The 19,336-nt window shown below is 44.4% G+C and carries 11 protein-coding genes; 8 read left to right on the top strand and 3 right to left on the bottom strand.

Annotation, left to right across the window (positions count from 1 at the left end):
* Positions 1 to 75: 75 nt before the first annotated feature.
* Both HMPREF1222_RS03310 and HMPREF1222_RS03305 read right to left on the bottom strand, forming a co-directional pair.
* A complete protein-coding gene (locus tag HMPREF1222_RS03310; RefSeq protein ID WP_006189205.1) occupies positions 76 to 1,314 on the bottom strand; it encodes a cation:proton antiporter in 1,239 nt (412 codons plus the stop codon).
* A 295-nt stretch (positions 1,315 to 1,609) separates the two neighbouring features.
* Positions 1,610 to 6,088, bottom strand: a complete 4,479-nt coding sequence (locus HMPREF1222_RS03305) for an InlB B-repeat-containing protein (protein WP_016518199.1) — start codon at positions 6,086 to 6,088, stop codon at positions 1,610 to 1,612.
* A gap of 490 nt (positions 6,089 to 6,578) precedes the next feature.
* On the opposite strand from HMPREF1222_RS03305, the gene HMPREF1222_RS03300 reads away from it, so the two are divergent.
* From HMPREF1222_RS03300 to HMPREF1222_RS03275, 6 genes are all read left to right on the top strand, one after another.
* Positions 6,579 to 7,256 (top strand): DUF4912 domain-containing protein, encoded by a 678-nt coding sequence (locus HMPREF1222_RS03300; protein WP_006189207.1) that lies wholly within the window; start codon positions 6,579 to 6,581, stop codon positions 7,254 to 7,256.
* A gap of 68 nt (positions 7,257 to 7,324) precedes the next feature.
* Positions 7,325 to 8,899, top strand: a complete 1,575-nt coding sequence (locus HMPREF1222_RS03295) for a 1,4-alpha-glucan branching protein domain-containing protein (protein ID WP_016518198.1) — start codon at positions 7,325 to 7,327, stop codon at positions 8,897 to 8,899.
* A gap of 48 nt (positions 8,900 to 8,947) precedes the next feature.
* A complete protein-coding gene (gpmA, locus tag HMPREF1222_RS03290) occupies positions 8,948 to 9,691 on the top strand; it encodes a 2,3-diphosphoglycerate-dependent phosphoglycerate mutase (protein WP_006189209.1) in 744 nt (247 codons plus the stop codon).
* Positions 9,692 to 9,802: 111 nt separating this feature from the next.
* Entirely contained in the window at positions 9,803 to 12,685 is a 2,883-nt protein-coding gene (uvrA, locus tag HMPREF1222_RS03285; protein WP_016518197.1) for an excinuclease ABC subunit UvrA, read from the top strand.
* A 10-nt stretch (positions 12,686 to 12,695) separates the two neighbouring features.
* Complete coding sequence (locus tag HMPREF1222_RS03280; protein ID WP_016518196.1) at positions 12,696 to 16,145, top strand: hypothetical protein; 3,450 nt, start codon at positions 12,696 to 12,698, stop codon at positions 16,143 to 16,145.
* Positions 16,146 to 16,220: 75 nt separating this feature from the next.
* Positions 16,221 to 16,415, top strand: coding sequence for a hypothetical protein (locus tag HMPREF1222_RS03275; RefSeq protein WP_038076472.1), 195 nt, complete (start codon positions 16,221 to 16,223; stop codon positions 16,413 to 16,415).
* A 30-nt stretch (positions 16,416 to 16,445) separates the two neighbouring features.
* Here the strand turns inward: HMPREF1222_RS03275 and HMPREF1222_RS03270 are convergent, their stop codons facing one another.
* Positions 16,446 to 16,646: an IS3 family transposase gene (locus HMPREF1222_RS03270; RefSeq protein ID WP_016518195.1), complete on the bottom strand. Its 201-nt coding sequence runs from the start codon at positions 16,644 to 16,646 to the stop codon at positions 16,446 to 16,448.
* A gap of 576 nt (positions 16,647 to 17,222) precedes the next feature.
* Between HMPREF1222_RS03270 and HMPREF1222_RS03260 the strand changes: the two genes are divergently transcribed.
* Positions 17,223 to 18,641, top strand: coding sequence for an ATP-binding protein (locus HMPREF1222_RS03260; RefSeq protein WP_016518194.1), 1,419 nt, complete (start codon positions 17,223 to 17,225; stop codon positions 18,639 to 18,641).
* A 46-nt stretch (positions 18,642 to 18,687) separates the two neighbouring features.
* Positions 18,688 to 19,194: a hypothetical protein gene (locus HMPREF1222_RS03255; protein ID WP_006189214.1), complete on the top strand. Its 507-nt coding sequence runs from the start codon at positions 18,688 to 18,690 to the stop codon at positions 19,192 to 19,194.
* Positions 19,195 to 19,336 lie beyond the last annotated feature (142 nt).

The raw sequence follows: 19,336 nt of genomic DNA, 5'->3' as shown, positions 1-19,336 counted from the left end.
CTTACTCCCTCATCCAATATTAAATAGTAGTATACAAGAGGGGCGGTGAATATACAACACGGTATTTTGCGCAGTTTATTTTATCGGTTTTTTAAAGCTTTCAGGGTTGATTGCTCCCGACCGTATCAGCGCTATCTTTGCGGTTACCGGCCCCATCAATTCATATAAAACCGAAGAGGCCAAAATGATATTGAATAGGATTAAGCCGTCTTTTTCCGGCAGCATCGCCTTACCCATAAAGGCAAGTCCGATGGCGACACCTGCTTGCGGCATTAGGGCAAAACCCATATTGTCGGTTATTTTTTTATCGATCGACAGTATTTTGCACGATGTGTATGCGCCGATATATTTTCCGATTATTCTGATAAAGAAATACGCAACGCCGATAATTCCTGCCGTTACGATAATGCTTAGATCCATATTCATACCGGAAATAATAAAAAAGCTGCTCATCACCGGCGGGGAAAAATTATTCATCTGGTCGAACAAGGTTTTATCATTTGTTCGATTATAATACACGGCACCGCAGACCATACAGGCAAGCAGCGGGCTTACATCAAAATAAGAACAAATACCGGAAATCAAAAAGAGAAACGCAACAGCCAAGATCAGTCTGTTATCAAAGCTCCGTTTTTCCGTAATTAAAAATTCCATGCACAGGGCGGTAAAAAAGCCTAAAATCAACATTGCGGCATTGAGGGCAATCGGCTCCGCAATACTCATGATATTAAATACGTCGCTTTCCTGTGCATTGACAACGGCAACCATAATACTGAACACAAAAAGACATACGACATCGTCAAACGCGGTAATACGCAAAAGCAGATCGACAAACGGCCCCTTGCCGTTGTATTCTTTTATAGTCATGATAGTGCTTGCAGGAGCCGTAGCCGTTGCAATCGCTCCGAGCAAGAGTGAAAACGAAAGCCTCATTTTAAAGACGGAGAGCATAACAATAGTAACGAGGCATCCCGCCAGCAGCGATTCGCAGAGCGTAATGAATACGACATTTTCGATTTCTTTTTTCCCGTCACTGCGCTTAAAGTACCGTCCCATATCAAAGGCGATAAAGCTGAGTGCGATAACCGAGATAACATCTAAGTTAGCGATAAAATCCCGATGAATTAAATGTAATCCGCTCGGGCCGATTAAAATTCCTGCCAGAATATAACCGCTTACTTTCGGCAGCTGGAGTTTTTTTGTGAATCTGGTTACTAAGAAACCGCTTATCAATATTAACGCAAAGGATATTAAAATAGTTGTAGGTAAATTGAGTCCCTTAACAATGTTGTAAATAAAATCGATTATATTCATTTTTTTGCTCATCTTTGATATGTGCAGTGGTATGATGGTGTTCTATACTATAGTATATATCTAAAAGGCGCAACCTCCTCGTCAAAAATGTATAGCGGTGTGGCGTTGAGGGGGTATTCAACCGCTAAAGATGCAGAGGATACAAAGGTTATTATAGAATCTCTACTTCCGCTTGATCGCCCTGTCCGTTGATGGATGTAATGAAAGCAAGGGTTTATCCAAAAAGCCCCTGCATACTGCGCGCCGCCTTGAGCGACAAGGCGGCTGCCGACAGTGGTTGCTGTACCCTATAGGGTTAGTCTGCAACAAAATGGTTAGGGTTATTGCACGGTCCTTCAATTACAGAGCCACCCGAACCGACATAATGGTATTTAATCGCGCCTCCCAACCAGTTAAATGAGTTCGAAGTGGTATTTTCGTTGTATACAGCGTACCCTTCTCCCGTACTACCTTTGGCTCTATTTCCCAAAATACGTCCTTTTATTAAGTTAAGTTTTCCGCCATTTGCAATATAAACGCCGCCGCCCTTATACGCTTTACAGCTACTGATATTAGGTTCAGTCTCATATGTTGAGCCCGCAGACCCGTCTATATTGAGGACACCTCCTGAACCGATATAGACCCCTCCTCCAAAACGGTTATGAACGAGAGTTTCGCAGCCTGATATAGTAGCTTTGTCCTTCATCGTAACGGTTCCGTCGTATATAGCAATTCCGACTCCGTGGCACAAACCGTTCTTAGAATTATAACAAGCGCTAATAGTAACATTTTCCAGCGTAAGCGATTTGGTTCCTCCGCTCGCCAACAATATGCCGCCGCCGCCGTTTCCGCCATCGTTTTGAGCATCTCCCCCTTCTAACGTCACATTTTTAATGGTAAAATTTCCCCCATTTGTAATTTTAAAGATTCTACATTTTCTATTGCCGTTAAGATTAACTTGATTCACTGTTAATCCTATAAGGGTTATCGTTTTGGTTACTGTAATTGTATCGGAATCATTCAAGGCTTGGCAATTGTTTCTAATATAAATGACATCACCATTGCTTGCGTTTTCGATTGCGGCTTTTAATTTCCCCCAGTTTTGGAAGCTTACGTCATCAGGAGTAGTATCTACCTGCTGCCGTATAAGACCTGCTTCATTTACACAGTAAGCCTTATTTGTATTTGAGTCGCGTGTTACAGTAAATTTAAAATGGTTTTCGGCTACGTTTGTAGTGTTACCTGTCGGATTTTCTAATACCTGTGTGTTAGAAGAAGATGATGCAGGATAGCTTTCAGGCGTTATACGGGCAACGTGATAATTACGATCGAGCTTTCCGGCAATGGTGATTTTTTTCCCAGTTGCAAGGTATATGTCGTTTTTACCCGTATCCGTTTCATTGGTGCTGATGTTTACATTTCCGCTCATACTAAACTTTCCATACTGGCCCACATACACAGCGCCGCCGGCTCCTGTATGACCCGCAAGGGGTTTGCAATTTTCGATTGTACCGCCTGTCATCTTGAATGTGCCTTCTGTGTTAGGCGTACTACCGCCGGATACATACACGCCGACGCCTCGGCTCGGCCTAAAAGCAGATGTTTCGGTTGTACAATCCTTAATGGAGCCGCCCGACATATTGAATGTTCCCTTTTTACCGATAAAGACCCCGGCTCCGCAGTTTTTTTCCACTTCGTGGATAATGTTTCCCTCTATAGTGCCGCCCGTAAAATTAACGGTACCTTTTTCTACATAGATACCGCCGCCGCCGACATCTTCGGCGGGATTTTTATAGGTGCTTTGCGCCGCATGGTTGGCTTTTATTGTTCCGCCTGAAATATCTGCGACTCCGTATTCGCCGACATAAATACCGCCTCCCAAGCATTTTGCTTTATTACCCGATATTTCACCGCTTTCCATTTTAAATGTTCCTTTACTGCTTTCGCTGGAACCTTTTACATACACGCCTGCCATGCTGGTCGCCTCATTAACTTTTATAGAGCCGCCTTTTAAGATAAATGTCCCGCCCCCTCCTATCTCTACGCCGGAGCTTCCGCCGTTTACATAATTATTGCAGATTGAACCGTTCTCCATGGTAAAAGTTCCGCTCTTAATCTCCACGGCATGGGCAAAGTTTTTAATTTCTGTCCTTTCGCCTTTAACGGTTACCGCTCCGCCGTTTTGTTGTATGCCGCAAATAAATGTGCTAGCGTCAGGTGTATGAGTACCCGTTTTATTCGCTTTTAAGATAACGGAATCGAGGGTAAGCGTTCCCGCCGTTGTAAGAAGATACTGATAAGCGCTGGGGGATACTCGTTTTTCCTCTATTACCGCAGGCGTATCCTTCCGTAACGATTCTATCGTAACCGTTTTGCCGCTTGGAATATTGAGTGTAACAGTTTCGTTAATTGTTCCGTCTACAAAGATAGTATATGGTGTGCCTGTTTCTGTACATTGGCTCAAGGCTTTGGAAACGGTTTTATACGGTTTTTGCTTTGAACCGGTTCCCGTATCGTCATTGCCCTCGGCTGCCCCTCCCGGTACGTTGGTAGTATTGCTATACCAATCGCCGTTTGTTCCGCGGACATAGATATTGGGAGACTGAAATTCCGCCTTTATTTCAGCATTACTTCCAACTACATAAGAAAGGTTAACATTGGTTGGTGATGTAACACTTATGCCGCTCCATTTCATAAACGTGTAACCCGTATTAGGGGTTGCGGTTGCCGTGATTGTTGCTCCGATTTCAGCTTTTACGGTAACTTCAGCCGAATTGTTGTTGCTTACAGAGCTTATGCCTCCTGTTCCCACTGCGTTTGTTACGTTGATTGTACCGCCGCCTGCTGCCGATTCGTCGTCGGAACTTTTTGCCATCAGGGTTACCGTATAAGCCTTTCGTTTAATGTGTACCTTGTATTCATTTTGCAACCCTGCCTTTTCTACGGTAAAGGTTACGAGTGTTTCTCCTCCTACGGTGGGAAGCGTTACCGTTGTTCCCGTATGGTCGCTACCGTTTACTTTTACCGTAACCGCTGCATCGGCTTCAGGTGTGGCAGTAAAGCTCAGAGAGCTTGGACTAAGCTGTGCCGCAAAAATATAATATTCAAGAGTATTTGTGCTAAAGGCTTCGTTTCCAGTGTCCGCTGCATTGCTAAACTGCACCGGTGTACCGCCGGAGGAAAAAGCTAAGCTATTGAGTACCGGTGGGTCGATAGCTGTAACCGTAAGCGTATACTCTTTCGTTGCACTCGTGTCCTCTCCCGTTACGGTAATTTTTACCACTGCTTGTGCAGGTAGGCTATCAGGCAATGTTACGGCATTTACAAGCGTTACCGTGTTAGCGGCTACAAAGCCTGCGGGGGTGGTGCCGTTTACCGTTACAGCGGTTATTTTTGACTGATCGTTCGCCGTTTTTGCTGTAAGATTCAAGGTTCTTGCCACTCCCGTAAATAGAATCTTGCAGATATAAGCAGAATCACTGCCTGCAATAAGGGAGGCTGAATAATTGACAGTGCCTTCCGTTAACTTCAGTTCGTTTAAAGCCGTATCGGTACTTTGCGCGATAATTTTATAATAAACGGTACGGGTAGTACCCGTTTCAAAACCGTCTGCTTCCGCCCATGCGGTAAGCGTATACTTCGCTTCGGTTTTTCCTGTTTGAATGGGTAAAGAGATATCAAATCCGCTTCCGGCGCCGCTTCCGTTAGACGGACTTGCTGTGCTTCCTGCGGAGGTTTCCGTTAGAGTATAATAAATAGTTGCATTCGCTGTAGCACTGGTAAGGCGTAGTGTTGCAGGTTTGTTTTGGCCGCCTACAGCTATAGTATGAGGAGTTGTTTCGGTATTGTCGTTGTTTACATCTGCCGTACAAATTCCCTTTACGAGACTGATGTGAACGGGAGCAGGTCTATTGGGCTTTGTACTTGCATTCAAGGCTGCGGAAACCAAGCCCTTTTCATCTGCAAGTGTAATCGTGTAGTCTTTTTTTGCAGCCCCGTCTTTCACTTCCGCATCGGTTTTATAGTATAGAACCCATCCGTCTGCAGGAACCTCATCGGCATCAGGTTCAGAGAGCTTTGTTACATCGGAAAGCGTAATAAAGGCATCAGCTTCAGGTTTTACAAATTTCTTTTCTGTCTCGTTTACTGAAAACGAATAGGGTGTCCCGTTTATGTCGATACGCTTAATATCCTTATGCAACAATCCCCCCGCTATTGTCTCCTGCATATCAGTCTTCGGCACCGTAATACAAAGCACATAATACGAAGGCGTGCCGGTTGTCTTTGCAACGATAAAGTCGGGTTTTGGAGGCGGCGTATTCACTTTGAAGTTCATACTGAATCGCTTGTCAAAGACTCTATTGTCATCAGCAATGAAGGTAATCTCGGCTCCGATATCGCCTGAACCCCATTCGTGCGCTTGTAAAAAATCTTTCTTATATGTGAGGGTGAGTTTATTGCTTGTCGTTTGCGTGAGGGTATAGTCTTTTGCTGTACCGTACTGAGGTTGAGTAGACAGCCCCGGAAAACGGATAACATTATTGGAGGATGTCGGCATCTTGAGGGTCAGTTTTTTGGGATTTCGCAGTTTAATCGTAACTATTACATCTTCCGCCGACGATACATACGGCATCTCTCCCACTCTTGTATATGGTGTATCGATTGTAAAATTGGTAGAGGCAACTTCCGTTGACCAATAACTCAAATAGTCTTCTATATCGGCGGTAAACTGCGTACAGGATATAAACAAAAAGGTTAAAAAAATTCCGATTGTACTGGTGTAAAGTTTACGCATGCGTTCCTCCGGTTTTAGGATAAGGGGGAGTGCATATATACTGCACAGTAGCTGTTAAGAAGGGATTTGATAGAAAATTGTACCCTTCTTTGCGTGCATACTGATGAGAAAAATCGATGATGAATGCGTGTAAAAAAGAGAGACCTATATTTGCACAGAGACTGTGAGACTGTGAGACTGTGAGACTGTGAGACGTATTTCGGCGTGTCAAGACCTTTACAGCTTTTTTAGAGGTAAAAATATGATGGTTCCGATAGCGAGAACACAGTACTAGCATTGTGTTACTATGTTCTATTTTTATAAAAATGACAAGAGGAAACCTCAAAAAAATCAAGGAACATTCACGAAATAGCGGGTTTCGGTTGATTTTAATGGAATCGTCGAGACGCTGATGTCGCTATGCTAATCACCCGAAACAGTAAGCTCGCGTGAAAGAGAAATAAGGTTTTTGGTGTAAGAAATACATGCCTGCTTGAGTCTTGACATAACGATGAATATTTTAGATGATGCGGCAATGGGTAACACGGTGAAATTTACCAGATCCTATTTGCAGACACTCTCGACTGATGCGCTGTTTACGCTGGCCGACCAATACGGGCTTTTTCTGTCGTCGGACTTGACGAGGCACCTTTTAATCGGTGAGCTGCTCGACCTGGATGATGGGGCGGAGAGCGATGAAGACGGCAGCGATTCGAGTAGGATATCTGCAAAACCTCACGAGGCTACAAGCTATAACATGACCGAGGTACGGGTTGTTGTAAAGAATCCGCTTTGGTTCTTTGTTTTTTGGGATTTTCATCGCCGGCTGTTTACCGAACTAACGGAATCAAAAGATTTTTCGTTTTTTTCACTGCGGGTGCATTCGCTTGACCCCGGTGATACGGCAAAATCGCTGGATTTTTTTGATATAGAAGTGCCTAAGGAAGATCGCAGGCACTATGTGCATGTTTCTTTTGATGAATACTTGCACCGCATCGATTTAATGGCTCATTTTACGAACGGCCGCGAACAGGTACTCGCACAATCGCATATTGTCGGCATGCAGCGGAAAAATATTCCGCAGCGGCTTTGTATCGCTCAAAACGCGGTGAATAAAATAATCAGTTTATCGGGATTGGCTGCTTTGAAAAAGTCCCACTTTCGGCATTACCGGCAGGCTTTTAGATAGAAAACCTGCTGAACACTTTTGTTTCAGTAATGCCACGAGTTCGAAGAATCGTATATTCGAGGTGCCCGATGGTTAAAAAGACGTTGCTTTTTATTTTTCATGCTCATGTGCCCTATATTCCTCATGCGGATGGGGATGAACCTCTTGAGGCGGCACAGTTCTATGAATTGCTGTCATACGGTTTTTTACCGTTTTTGCGGATGTGCGAGCGCTTGGATGCGGATACCGTTCCGTTTAAGTGTGCACTGGTTATTTCTCCGCTTTTGTGCGAAATGCTTAACTCCTCCTTTTGCCGAGAACGGTACGGTGCGTATTTGGGTCGGCAAATTGCATTTGCACGGCAGGAACTGAAACGGGCGGCCGGCGCACCGCGGGAAGCTCTGATACGGCACGCACTTGAGTTTTTTACGCTTAACCGAGAGGACTTTAACGTCCGTTATAAAAAAGATATTTTAAGCAGGATAAATTCCTTTGCCGCCAAGGATTGCATTGAACTTCTCGCAACGTCGGCAACGCCGTGTTTTTTTCCGTTTTATCAGGATATGCCTGAGGCGCTAACCGCCCAGATTGAACAGGGACTGAGTAGTTTTCGGGAGAACTTTGCAACAACACCTTTCGGCTTTTGGCTTCCCTTAATGGGCTATGACGCAGGTGTAGACCGTATCATCAAGTCTTACGGCATCGACTATACCGTATTGGAAACTCAGAGCTTTTTATTTGCGGATAGGCCGCCGGTAAACGGAATCTTTTCTGCGGCAATGGGAGAGAGCGGGTTTTCTTTTTTTGGCAAGGACAGCACTGCGTGCGCCGATATTGCGCATCCCGAAACCGGTTTTTATCTGCACCCCGACTACCTCGATACGGATAAAGACGTCGGGTTTGAACTGGATGGTGAGGCGCTTTCTACGCTGTTCGATGTGAAGAAAGGACGGCGCACCACCGGTCTTTGTTACTCCCGGCGATCCGGCAGCCTCTATGACGAACATGCGGGGGCAATGCAGGCGGAAAGGGATGCGGAACGGTTTGTGGCAAACCGGAACGCAGTATTAACTGAGGCTGCAGAACTGCTCGATGCCGATCCGCTGTGTTCGGTTTCCGTACTGCCGCTCCGGTTCCTCGGAAAAACGTGGATGGAAGGAATATACTGGTTGGAATCGGTTTTCCGTAACCTTGCGCAGCTGCACGATATGCATTGTGCGTTACCGTCCGAATATCTTAAAAGAGTGCGGCGGATACAGAGCATTAGTCCTTTTTATGCTTCCAATTTACCGAGCGGGTATGCGGATGAGCTGATTAACAGTTCCAACGATTGGATGTTTCCGCGTATTCAAAAGGCCACCGAACGGATGATCGACCTTGCAGGGCGTTTCCCCGATGATCAAGGCCTTAAAGAGCGGACGCTGAATATGGCCGCAAAAGAGCTGCTGCTTGCGCAGTCGACGGATTGGCCGCTGATGACGGATGCCCAAACTTCTGCAGAATATGCCGCCGCACAGTGCGAGGAGCATCTTAATGCTTTTACCGATGTGTATGATTCGCTCGGTTCGGGAACGGTCGGTACCGATCGGCTGATTAAAAGAGAAAAAGAATATCCGATATTTTCGGAGATGGATTACCGTTTTTTTATAAGGGAATCCCGATGAAACCCTGTTTGCGGATAATCGGAGTTTCCTAAGGGAGTGTAAGATAAAATGAAATTAGTGCTTATACGGCATGGCGAGAGCGAATGGAACAAGTTGAACCTGTTTACCGGTTGGACTGATGTTGAATTATCGGAAAAGGGTGTAGAAGAAGCAAAAGAGGGAGGTAGAGCACTTGCTGCCGCCGGTTTTGACTTTGATATCTGCTACACCTCATACTTAAAGCGGGCAATCCATACGCTGCAATTTGTATTGGACGAGCTTGACCGCAACTGGCTTCCCGTCGTTAAAACATGGAAACTGAATGAGCGGCATTACGGGGACTTGCAGGGCTTAAACAAGGCGGAAACGGCTGAAAAATACGGGGAGGCACAGGTAAAGATTTGGCGCCGTTCCTTCGATATTGCGCCGCCTGTTCTCTCCGAAGACGATGCGCGCTGTCCGTATCTGCAAACTCCTTACCGCGGCATCGATAAGGCTGAACTGCCGCGAACCGAAAGCCTCAAAGATACGATTGCGCGGGCTATTCCGTATTTTGAATCGACGATTAAAAAAGATATGCTTGCGGGAAAGCGGGTGCTGATTGCGGCACACGGTAATTCGCTGCGCGCGCTTATTAAATACTTTGAACACCTGAGCGATGAAGAGATTATCCAAGTGAACCTGCCGACGGGCGTTCCCCTTGTCTACGACTTCGATACCCATTTTAACGTAGTGAGCAAGGCCTATTTAGGCGATCAAGAAAAAATCAATGCGAAAATCAACGCCGTTGCGAATCAGGGCAAAGCGAAGTAAGCGAAGATTCTTAGTTTAATCTTTAAGCATCTCTAAAAACTCGCAAATAAATCTAATGAACACCTCTTAAAACTGAGGTTTCGAGAGGTGCTCAATTAGAGGTTCTCAATTATGCAAGAAAAAGAAACACGGAATATTGCGCACCTGAATAAACTGATTGTTAAAGGCGCGCGCGAACATAATCTGAAAAATATCGACGTAGAGCTGCCCCGCGACAAGCTCATCGTGGTGTCGGGGCTTTCCGGTTCCGGAAAAAGTTCCCTTGCCTTTGATACTATCTTTGCCGAGGGGCAGCGGCGGTATGTGGAATCCCTTTCGGCGTATGCGCGGCAGTTTTTAGACCGTATGGATAAGCCTGATGTTGATTATATCGAAGGGCTATCCCCGGCTATTTCTATAGAACAAAAGACTACGCACCGTAATCCGCGCTCGACGGTCGGCACGGTAACCGAAATTTACGACTACTACCGGCTTTTGTATGCGCGGACGGGGCACCCGCATTGTCCGCAGTGCGGGAAGGAAATTCAGGAGCAGACGGTCGATCAAATTATCGATGCGATTATGAGCTGGGAAGAGCATACCCGCGTTCAGATCCTCGCGCCGATTATTAAAGGCAAGAAGGGTGAGCACCAAAAAATTATCGAAGATGCCCAAAAGGCAGGCTTTCTCCGGGCGCGCATCGACGGACTGACGGTTAATCTGGAAGAAGGCGTTAAGCTCGATAAACAGAAAAAACACACGATAGAGATTGTCGTCGACCGTATTCAGCTGTCCGCCGATGTACGCAAACGGCTTTCGGAATCGGTAGAGACGGCGCTTGAAAGTTCCGGCGGAACATTGATCGCGCTGCGGCAAAAGACTGCAAACGACCCGGTAACCGAGGTATTCTTTTCGCAAAAAAATGCCTGCCCCGATTGCGGTATTTCGATGCCGGATTTGCAGCCGCGCCTCTTTTCGTTTAACAATCCCTACGGCGCATGCCCGGAGTGTACCGGTTTGGGGCATAAGCAGCATTTTGATTTTAAGCTGATGGTGCCCGATACCTCGCTATCCTTTAACGAAGGGGCTTTCTTGCCCTATAATCCCGATTCCGCATGGAACCGCGCCCGTTTTGAGGCGCTCGCCCATCATTTCGGCTTTTCGCTTGACACACCCGTAAAAGAGCTGTCAAAAAAAGAACTCAAGATCATTATGGAAGGTTCCGGCGCCGAACCGATTGAATTTGTCTATGAACGGCAGGACGGAACCGGTAAGTCTAAGTACCGCCGTCCGTGGCTCGGAATTTATACGGATATGCAGCGCCGCTATAACGAAGCGTTTTCCGCAGCTCAGCGGGAAAACTTTGAAAAATACATGGCGGTAACAACCTGCGAACACTGCGGCGGAAAACGCTTGAAGCCGGAGGCCTTAGCCGTTACCGTCGGCGGTAAAAACATTTACGAGCTGAGCAGCCTCTCCGTCGGCGATTCGATTACGTTTTTTGAAAAACTCAAACTGACCGCAACGGAAAAAACCATCGCACATCAGATTTTGAAGGAGATAACATCCCGCCTGCAGTTTATGAAAAACGTGGGACTTGACTACATTACCCTCGAACGCAAGGCGGCGACGCTGTCCGGCGGGGAGTCTCAGCGGATACGGCTTGCAACCCAAATCGGTTCCAGCTTAATCGGGGTGCTGTACATCCTCGACGAACCGTCCATCGGGCTGCACCAGCGGGATAATCAACGGCTTATCGACACCCTGCTGTACCTGCGCAACCTCGGCAATACGCTCATCGTAGTGGAACACGACGAGCAAACTCTCCGAGTCGCCGATTATATCGTAGACTTGGGGCCGGGAGCAGGGGTGCACGGAGGCGCCGTCGTAGCGGCGGGTACGCCCGATGAGGTGATGCAGGTAAAGGAGAGCCTTACCGGCCAATATCTTGCGGGAACGCTCTGCATGGAAATACCGAAAGAGCGGCGGAAGGGGAACGGCTCCTTTTTAACCGTGCAGGGAGTAACCGAACACAATTTAAAGAATGTTTCCGTTTCCATTCCGCTCGGAGCCTTTACCTGCATCACCGGGGTTTCCGGTTCGGGAAAGTCCACGCTTCTTTCGGATGTGCTGTATCCCGCCGTGTCCAACGCGCTGATGCGCAGCGGCCTGCCGGAGGGCGCATATAAAAGGATTAAAGGGCTTGAATATATCGACAAGGTTATCAATATCGACCAGAGCCCCATCGGCAGAACGCCCCGCTCAAATCCGGTAACCTATGTAGAAGTCTTTACCGCTATCCGCGACTTGTTTGCCAACTTACCGGAATCGAAGGCGCGGGGCTATAAGCCGGGTCGGTTCTCGTTTAATGTGCGCGGCGGCCGCTGCGAGCACTGTCAGGGCGACGGCGCTATCGCAATAGAAATGAACTTTTTACCCGACGTGTATATCACCTGCGATGTATGCCGCGGCAAGCGGTTTAACAAGGAAACGCTCGATGTGCGGTATAAGGGAAAAAACATTGCCGACGTGCTTGATATGACCATCGAAGAAGCCGCCGAGTTTTTTGCCCCCATCCCGCAGATTGCCCGCAAAATGCAGACTCTCCTTTCGGTAGGGCTCGGTTATATCAAGCTCGGACAGTCGGCGCTTACCCTGTCAGGCGGCGAAGCGCAGCGGGTTAAACTGGCGCACGAACTTTCCAAGAGGTCGACGGGTAAGACGCTTTATATTTTGGATGAGCCGACAACGGGACTGCATTTTGCCGATGTCAAGCAGTTGATGGAAGTTATTCAGCGGCTGGCAGATCAGGGAAACACCGTCTTGATGATAGAACATAACCTCGACGTCATCCTGCAAGCCGATCATATTATCGATCTCGGTCCTGAAGGGGGCTTCCGTGGCGGTACCGTTATTGCGGAAGGAACGCCGGAAGAAGTTGCCGAAGTAAAAAATTCTTACACCGGCTTTTATATTAAGGAGATGCTTGACCGGCAGCAGCGAAAACCGGTGTAGATTCCATGCAATGAAAAAAGTATCCTTCTCCGTTTTTTTTCTTTTTTTACTCATTCTCTCTTCTTTTGCGCAGAATAGTACAGAATCTAAGGTTATTACCATCAATTCCGTCCGCATAATGGAGGTGTTTAAAAAAGAGAACAAGGCTCAGTACGGTAAAAAAACGGAACAAGAGACCAAAAAAGAAACGGCAGCAGCGGCAGATATGCCGGAGACGGAAGAGGCGGCTAAAACGCCGAAGACAGCCGAAACATCAGATACGCCGAAGACGGAAAACACCGCGGAGAGTGAGCAGGAATCGGCGGCAGGTGTTGTTCGGGAGAGCGGTGAAGGTGAAACGCCGCAGAATAGCGCACCGTCGGATGCTGCCGCTAATGCCGAAGCTCAACCGTTAGAGGTAACGACGGAAGAGGCGCAAAAAGCTGTCGAAGCAAAAAAAGACGATATTATTATGTTCACCGGCGGTGTTTCGCTTTCGGTAAAAGACGGTTCATCCGTTTCTACGATTGAAGCGGATACATTGGTGTATAACCGCTCCGAAAACATGATTGAGGCCGAAGGAAATGTCCGGTACAGCAGAAAAACCGGCGGTTCCGAGGAGGCAGAAGAATTCACCGGAGAATTACTGTTATTCAATATCGACGAGATGGAAGGAATATTTCTTGACGGGACAATCAAACAAGCCCCGCGGAAAAGAGGAAGCAATCCTTTTACCATTCAATCTGCGACAGTGGGGCGGGATGCAAGCGGTGCAACCGGATTTAAAAACGCCGCACTTAGCACCAATACCGATCCCGACGATGAACCGCTGTGGTCTATCCGTGCAAGCAGGATTTGGATGCTGCCCGGAAATGAACTTGCCTTTGCTAACGGTTATTTTTCCATTGGAATTGTACCGATATTCTATCTGCCGTTTTTTTATTACCCAGCCGATGAAATGATTTTCCATCCTGTGTTCGGTTTCCGTAACCGCGAAGGATATTTTCTTCAAACGACAACGTATCTTTTCGGACGTAAACCGCTCACTACCGACTCCAAAACATCCGGTTCATTCTCCAATTTTATGAAAAGCGATCGGCTGAAAAAACAGGAACGGAACGGTTTGTTTTTTAAAAATTTGAACGAAGATGACACCGATGCGGGCTCCTCATATATCAAATTACTCGCAGATACGTATTCACAGCTTGGAGGCTTAGTCGGAATTGACGGAAAGGTAGTGCCGAAAAATACACTGATTAGACAGCTCGATTTCTCACTCTTGTTAGGTTTTTCGCGGACGCTTTTTCCTCTTAAAAATACCGGGATCGACGGTATTTCGCATATAACGTATGGTAGTGACGGACAACGGCATTATAACAAGAGTTTTCTTTATGGAATATCCGTGCCGTTCCGGTATAGAGCTCATATCAATTTCGGTATCTCCCAAGCACCGTTTCAATTTTCGATAAATATGCCCTTTATTTCCGACCCTTATTTTAAAAAAGATTTTTTTGACCGGTCGGAAGATATGAATTGGTTTAGTTATCTTTTGAATAGGGACAAATTGTCGAAAGGAGCCGATATCGGACGTGAGACTTCCTATTCTTGGAAAATCGACGGTTCCATACGGCCGTCATTGAAAGGCCTTAATCCGTGGATTACTTCGTTTAATCTTGATACCGCATCGCTGGCAGTAGATTTTTCTTCCAAACAAACACGCCCTATCGATCCTGTTGAAGGATTGCATGCACCGCAGAGAGAGTTTTTTTATCCGCGGCTTTTTAAGCCGGAAGGAAAAATTTCAATTGCGGGTACAATTCTTTCCAATACGATGTTTGCGGAAAAAAAAGCGGAAAAAATTCCCGATGTGGAAGGAATTCCTCATCCGTTTATTACGCAGGATAACACACCGCCCAATTCATCGGAAGAAGGCCTAGGAGAGCCTAAACAATCGGAAAGTCAAAAAACGGAAAAACGGGAATTTTTAGATACTTTTATTCCGGTATTTAAACCGCTGTACGGTAAAGAATTTGATCACAGTATTACATATTCGCTGAACTATACGGGTGATTTTTCCGCTTTACAGGAAACAACCTTTGCTAATGAGCAGTGGAATGCTCCCAAAGACATAAAATGGCAAGACTATGAATCGCGGTATTACCAATTGAAGGGGAATGCCGGTTTACGAGGTTCATTTTCATATTCACAAAATCTTATTTCTCTTTCGAGCAATCTTGTCTTTTCGGGTAACTATCAGCAGCACCCATGGACGCGGGATACAAGCAGAAAGCCGGTCTTAGAGTTGAACGACTTCAAGGCTAATGTTTATACCTTAAAGAATGAAAACTCGGTAACTGTTAATCCGCTGGTGTATACGGATTTATTTAAACCGGTCTCGTTCGGCTGGAGCATCACCGAAGTGTTGGCAAAAAATGTGTTTACCGGCACCCATGATGCCCCGAAATGGGAAACGCAGAGGGTAAAATGGAACAAGGAGTTTATCACCACTCATACGGGCTCGGCGGTATTCGGTATTGTGCTTGCAGAAAAGTATACGCAAAAAATCACTTTTTCGATAAACCTGCCGCCCCTTTTACAGGCATATAGTACATCGTTAAATCTTTCGTTTCCTTATGGGACATTTACAGCTTCCGGTAAGTTATTTGAAAGAGAAAATACAGCAAAAAAATGGGCTTGGGAACCCTTAAAAACGGATTTGACATGGACGCTTCCGTATGATATACGGAGTACTCAAAGCTACACTTATAATATTGAGGATAAGAGCAGTGAACGGCTGCATATCACTTTAGGATGGAAATATTTTTCCGCCTTCTATACCCAAAGCAGAGAAATACCGCAAAAACTTGTGCCGGGGAGCGGCTGGATATTAGACGGTACGGAAAAACGGTTTATTCCTTTTGCATTAGGCCTTTCGTTTTCCAATACGTCGAATGCCCTTACTATTTATGCTTGGAAAAACCGCATTAAAATACAGTTGGGACTATCTTCAACATTACAGTTTAATTTAGTCCGGAGCACCGACAGTTATTTTACGTTTGCTCCTAAGATTATTTTTAATATTCATGAATTTTGGGATTTTTCTTTCGGTTCATCGAGTAGAAATGATGTTATTGCCCGATATTTTCAAAAAGCATTGAATCTGCCGGTGGTTATTCCGGGCGAGACCAATATACTTACCGATTTGGCTTACTCATTTTATTTTTGGGACAGATCGAAACGAGAAGCGTCGGGGTTTAAACTGCAATCGCTCGACATAGGGTTTACTCACTATCTTAAAGACTGGACATTAAAATTCAATTGCGAAATTAAACCGCAGATAAAAAATGAAGGAGCCCGCAAATATTATGAATTCAGTCCGACAATAACTTTTGCGGTTGAGTGGAACCCCATCGGCGATATAAAGGTAGAAGCAAAAAAGAAAGAAGGAAAGTTCTCAGTTGAACGCGGCGAGATCCGGTAATTTAATTCATAATTCATAATTAAGAATTTATGAAAATGCTTGACATTCTCCCTCACTGTTTTTATGCTTTCACCTATGCCCGAGAAAGAGGATAAATTAAAAACAAGCAAAAAATCGGCGCCGAAAAAAACGGCGGGAAAAACTCAATCAAAATCGAAAAGCCGTACCGGTACTGCGGCAAAGAAAAAACCGAGAACTTCAACATCCCGCAAAAAGCGCTCGCGGGGAAACATTATTGCCGCATTGGTGATATTGTGGAATAGTCAATAGTAGTGTAGTGCCTAAACATCCCAAATGTATTTAAGCAGCACCTTTTTTAGCTGCTGTTTTTCTATATACCAGTGGAGGTAAGCCATTGGGATTTACTGTCGTTACACGCTTGGTGTTGTAATAGGCAAACGTGTATCTCCAGACGATTGTCTTGACTTCCTCCACGGTCAGTTTTGTCGTATCAAGCTGATATATCTTTTCCTTTTTCAGCATCGCAAACCAGCTTTCCATCCGTGCATTATCCCAAGGTTTATTTTAAGCGGTACAAATGGTACCGCTTAAAAACACTTCGAGTTTGCATTGCAAACTTGAAGTGTTTTTAAGCCGCGCTATTTTAGCGGCTGAAAATAAACCTTCCGTAGTTCACGTTAAGCTGCTCGCACGCTTTCTTCACTCCGATCTCGTCCGACAGCTTCAATGCCTCAATTTTAAAGTTCTCATCGTACCGTTTCATTGCCTTTTCTTCCATAAAAAGTCAAGAAAAAAGTATCAACTTTCGATTGACTTTTTACGCATGTTCGCAACGAAGTAAGAACGTGTATATAATATATAAGTTTGCTCACCGCAAACTTGGGTAAATAAAAGTCGTACCGTTTGTACGGCTTTTATTTTACACGCCTCTCTTTTTCGGCAATTTTGGCACTGTACTTTTATTGTATCACTCCACCTCAAACATGGTTTAATGTTACCTTAGTACATTTGACTTAGTACATTTGACTTGATAAACAGAATGAAATATGATACAGTTTTATTCAAATCAATTTTAATAAAATCAATTTGAATAAAACTATTGATGAGGCTGTAAATATGTTCATTGGAAGAGAAAAAGAATTATCGTATCTAAATGAATTTTATCAAAAACCCGGACTAGGAATGACTGTTATATACGGGCGCAGACGTATTGGCAAATCTACCCTTATTTCGGAATTTGTGAAAGATAAAAAGGTAATTTTTTATACAGCCACTAAAGTGGGTAAAGAGAGAAATCTGGAATTATTTTCAAAACAGGTAACGGATGTATTTTTAGCAGGCATTGGAGACATAAACTTTCGTACAATCGAGGCTGTGTTTGACTTTATTGCACAAAATATGTCAGATGAAAAAATGCTACTGGTAATAGATGAATTACCGTATTGGGCAGAAAAAGATGAAGCGCTGCTTTCAGTATTGCAGAAGTATATTGATACCGTTTGGCGGACTAAAAACTTAAAAATTATACTGTGCGGATCTGCATTAAGTTTTATGGAAAACAAGGTGCTGAGTGAAAAAAGCCCGTTATTTGGAAGACGGGATTCTCAAATAAAATTAGAAGCATTTGACTATTTGGATGCAGCTCAGTTCGTACCGAAGTATTCTTATGAGGACAAAGCAATCTGCTATGGAATCACCGGCGGGGTAGCAAAGTATTTGTCAATGATTGATCCTAAGAAAAATCTTGATGAAAATATTGTACGGTTATTCTTTCGAACAGACGGATATTTATATGATGAAACAAGAAACCTTCTGACACAGGAATTTTCAGACATCACAGTGGTTAATAATATAATTGAGCAGATTGCATCAGGAAAAAATACCATCAATGTTATCGCTAACAAAATAAATGAAAAAGAGCCGACCATTCTCTATTCTATTGAAAAATTAATAAGTGTAGGGTTGGTAGAAAAGAAAAAATGTATCACAGAAGAAAAGAATAAGAAAAAGACACTGTACGTTTTAAAAGACCACATGTTTAAGTTTTGGTATGAATTTGTTCCAAAGGCAACCAGTGTAATAGAAATGGGACAGGGTGAACTGTATTATAAAAAAGCAGTAAAACCAATTTTACATTCTTTTATGGGAACAGTATTTGAGGATATGTGCAGATATTATACCTTGAAACAAGGAATTCTTGGAAAATTTAATTGTTTTATTACAGCTGTTGGTACATGGTGGGGAACGGAAACCGTTTTGAATAGCAATGGAGAGAAAGTCATACAATCTGCGGATATTGATGTGGTTGCATTGTCAGAAATGGAAAAAAAAGCGGTCATAGGAGAGTGTAAATTTAAGAATGAAAAGATAGATAAGGGAATATATGAAACGTTGATACGGCGAGCAAATGTAATATCACCGACATACGACATTGTAACATATCTTTTGTTTTCACTGTCAGGTTATACAAAATGGTTTGATACGTTACAGGACAAAAAAGTGATATTAGTATCGCTTAAAGAGATGTATCAATAGTTAGTGCTTGTCATGGAATAAAGCGTTGCAAAAGGAGCTGTATATTATGAGAAGCATAACATTTCAATGCAATAAATATTCACCCGGTGTATTGTATATTATGGTGTTATTCGGAGTAAGTCTTGGGCTTTTGACTTTTTATGCATTTCTTGTGTTCTCCGGTATTGAGAAAGGACCGGAAGATGGACCGCTTTATTTCAGAGAACATCCCATGCATGCTGTTTATGTGATATTCGGTTTAATTCCTATTGCTATGTCGCTGCCGGCATGGATTGCTGCAAAATGTTGGAGCAGCAAGGAGGAAGAAGCACAGCTTGAACTATATGAAGATCATGCCGTTTTATATTGGAAAAATAAAGAATTCCTCATCAAAAAGGGAGCGGTAAATATTAAGATTCCCAAACCACAACCTTATTGGTACAAAACTTACATATTAAAAATACCGAGACACAGAATAGTTTTGGTTGGCTCCGTAAAAGAAACAAAAGAAAAAAGAAGAAGGCGGTCTTCTTTGGATGTTGCAATGGAGAAGCTCTCGGCTTACAAAAAGTAAAAAGCCGATTGTATATAAACTTCCAATGACCGATGCAACCGCCTGTATCGATCGCCAAAGAGATCATAGGTCAATACCTTGAGCTATGGGGATGTCCCAAAAGTTGGTTACTTTTTCGACATCCCCATATTTGTGAAAGGTG

The organism is Treponema vincentii F0403 (assembly GCF_000412995.1).
GTDB lineage: Bacteria > Spirochaetota > Spirochaetia > Treponematales > Treponemataceae > Treponema > Treponema vincentii.
This window is presented reverse-complemented; position numbering and strand designations above follow the sequence as displayed.

Bases quoted from the DNA above. Each gene is read 5' to 3' on its own strand.
- gpmA (WP_006189209.1), top strand. From the start codon at position 8,948: ATGAAATTAGTGCTTATACGGCATGGCGAGAGCGAATGGAACAAGTTG.
- HMPREF1222_RS03295 (WP_016518198.1), top strand. From the start codon at position 7,325: ATGGTTAAAAAGACGTTGCTTTTTATTTTTCATGCTCATGTGCCCTAT.
- HMPREF1222_RS03310 (WP_006189205.1), bottom strand. From the start codon at position 1,314: ATGAATATAATCGATTTTATTTACAACATTGTTAAGGGACTCAATTTA.
- HMPREF1222_RS03275 (WP_038076472.1), top strand. From the start codon at position 16,221: ATGCCCGAGAAAGAGGATAAATTAAAAACAAGCAAAAAATCGGCGCCG.
- uvrA (WP_016518197.1), top strand. From the start codon at position 9,803: ATGCAAGAAAAAGAAACACGGAATATTGCGCACCTGAATAAACTGATT.
- HMPREF1222_RS03260 (WP_016518194.1), top strand. From the start codon at position 17,223: ATGTTCATTGGAAGAGAAAAAGAATTATCGTATCTAAATGAATTTTAT.
- HMPREF1222_RS03300 (WP_006189207.1), top strand. From the start codon at position 6,579: ATGAATATTTTAGATGATGCGGCAATGGGTAACACGGTGAAATTTACC.
- HMPREF1222_RS03305 (WP_016518199.1), bottom strand. From the start codon at position 6,088: ATGCGTAAACTTTACACCAGTACAATCGGAATTTTTTTAACCTTTTTG.
- HMPREF1222_RS03280 (WP_016518196.1), top strand. From the start codon at position 12,696: ATGAAAAAAGTATCCTTCTCCGTTTTTTTTCTTTTTTTACTCATTCTC.
- HMPREF1222_RS03255 (WP_006189214.1), top strand. From the start codon at position 18,688: ATGAGAAGCATAACATTTCAATGCAATAAATATTCACCCGGTGTATTG.
- HMPREF1222_RS03270 (WP_016518195.1), bottom strand. From the start codon at position 16,646: ATGGAAAGCTGGTTTGCGATGCTGAAAAAGGAAAAGATATATCAGCTT.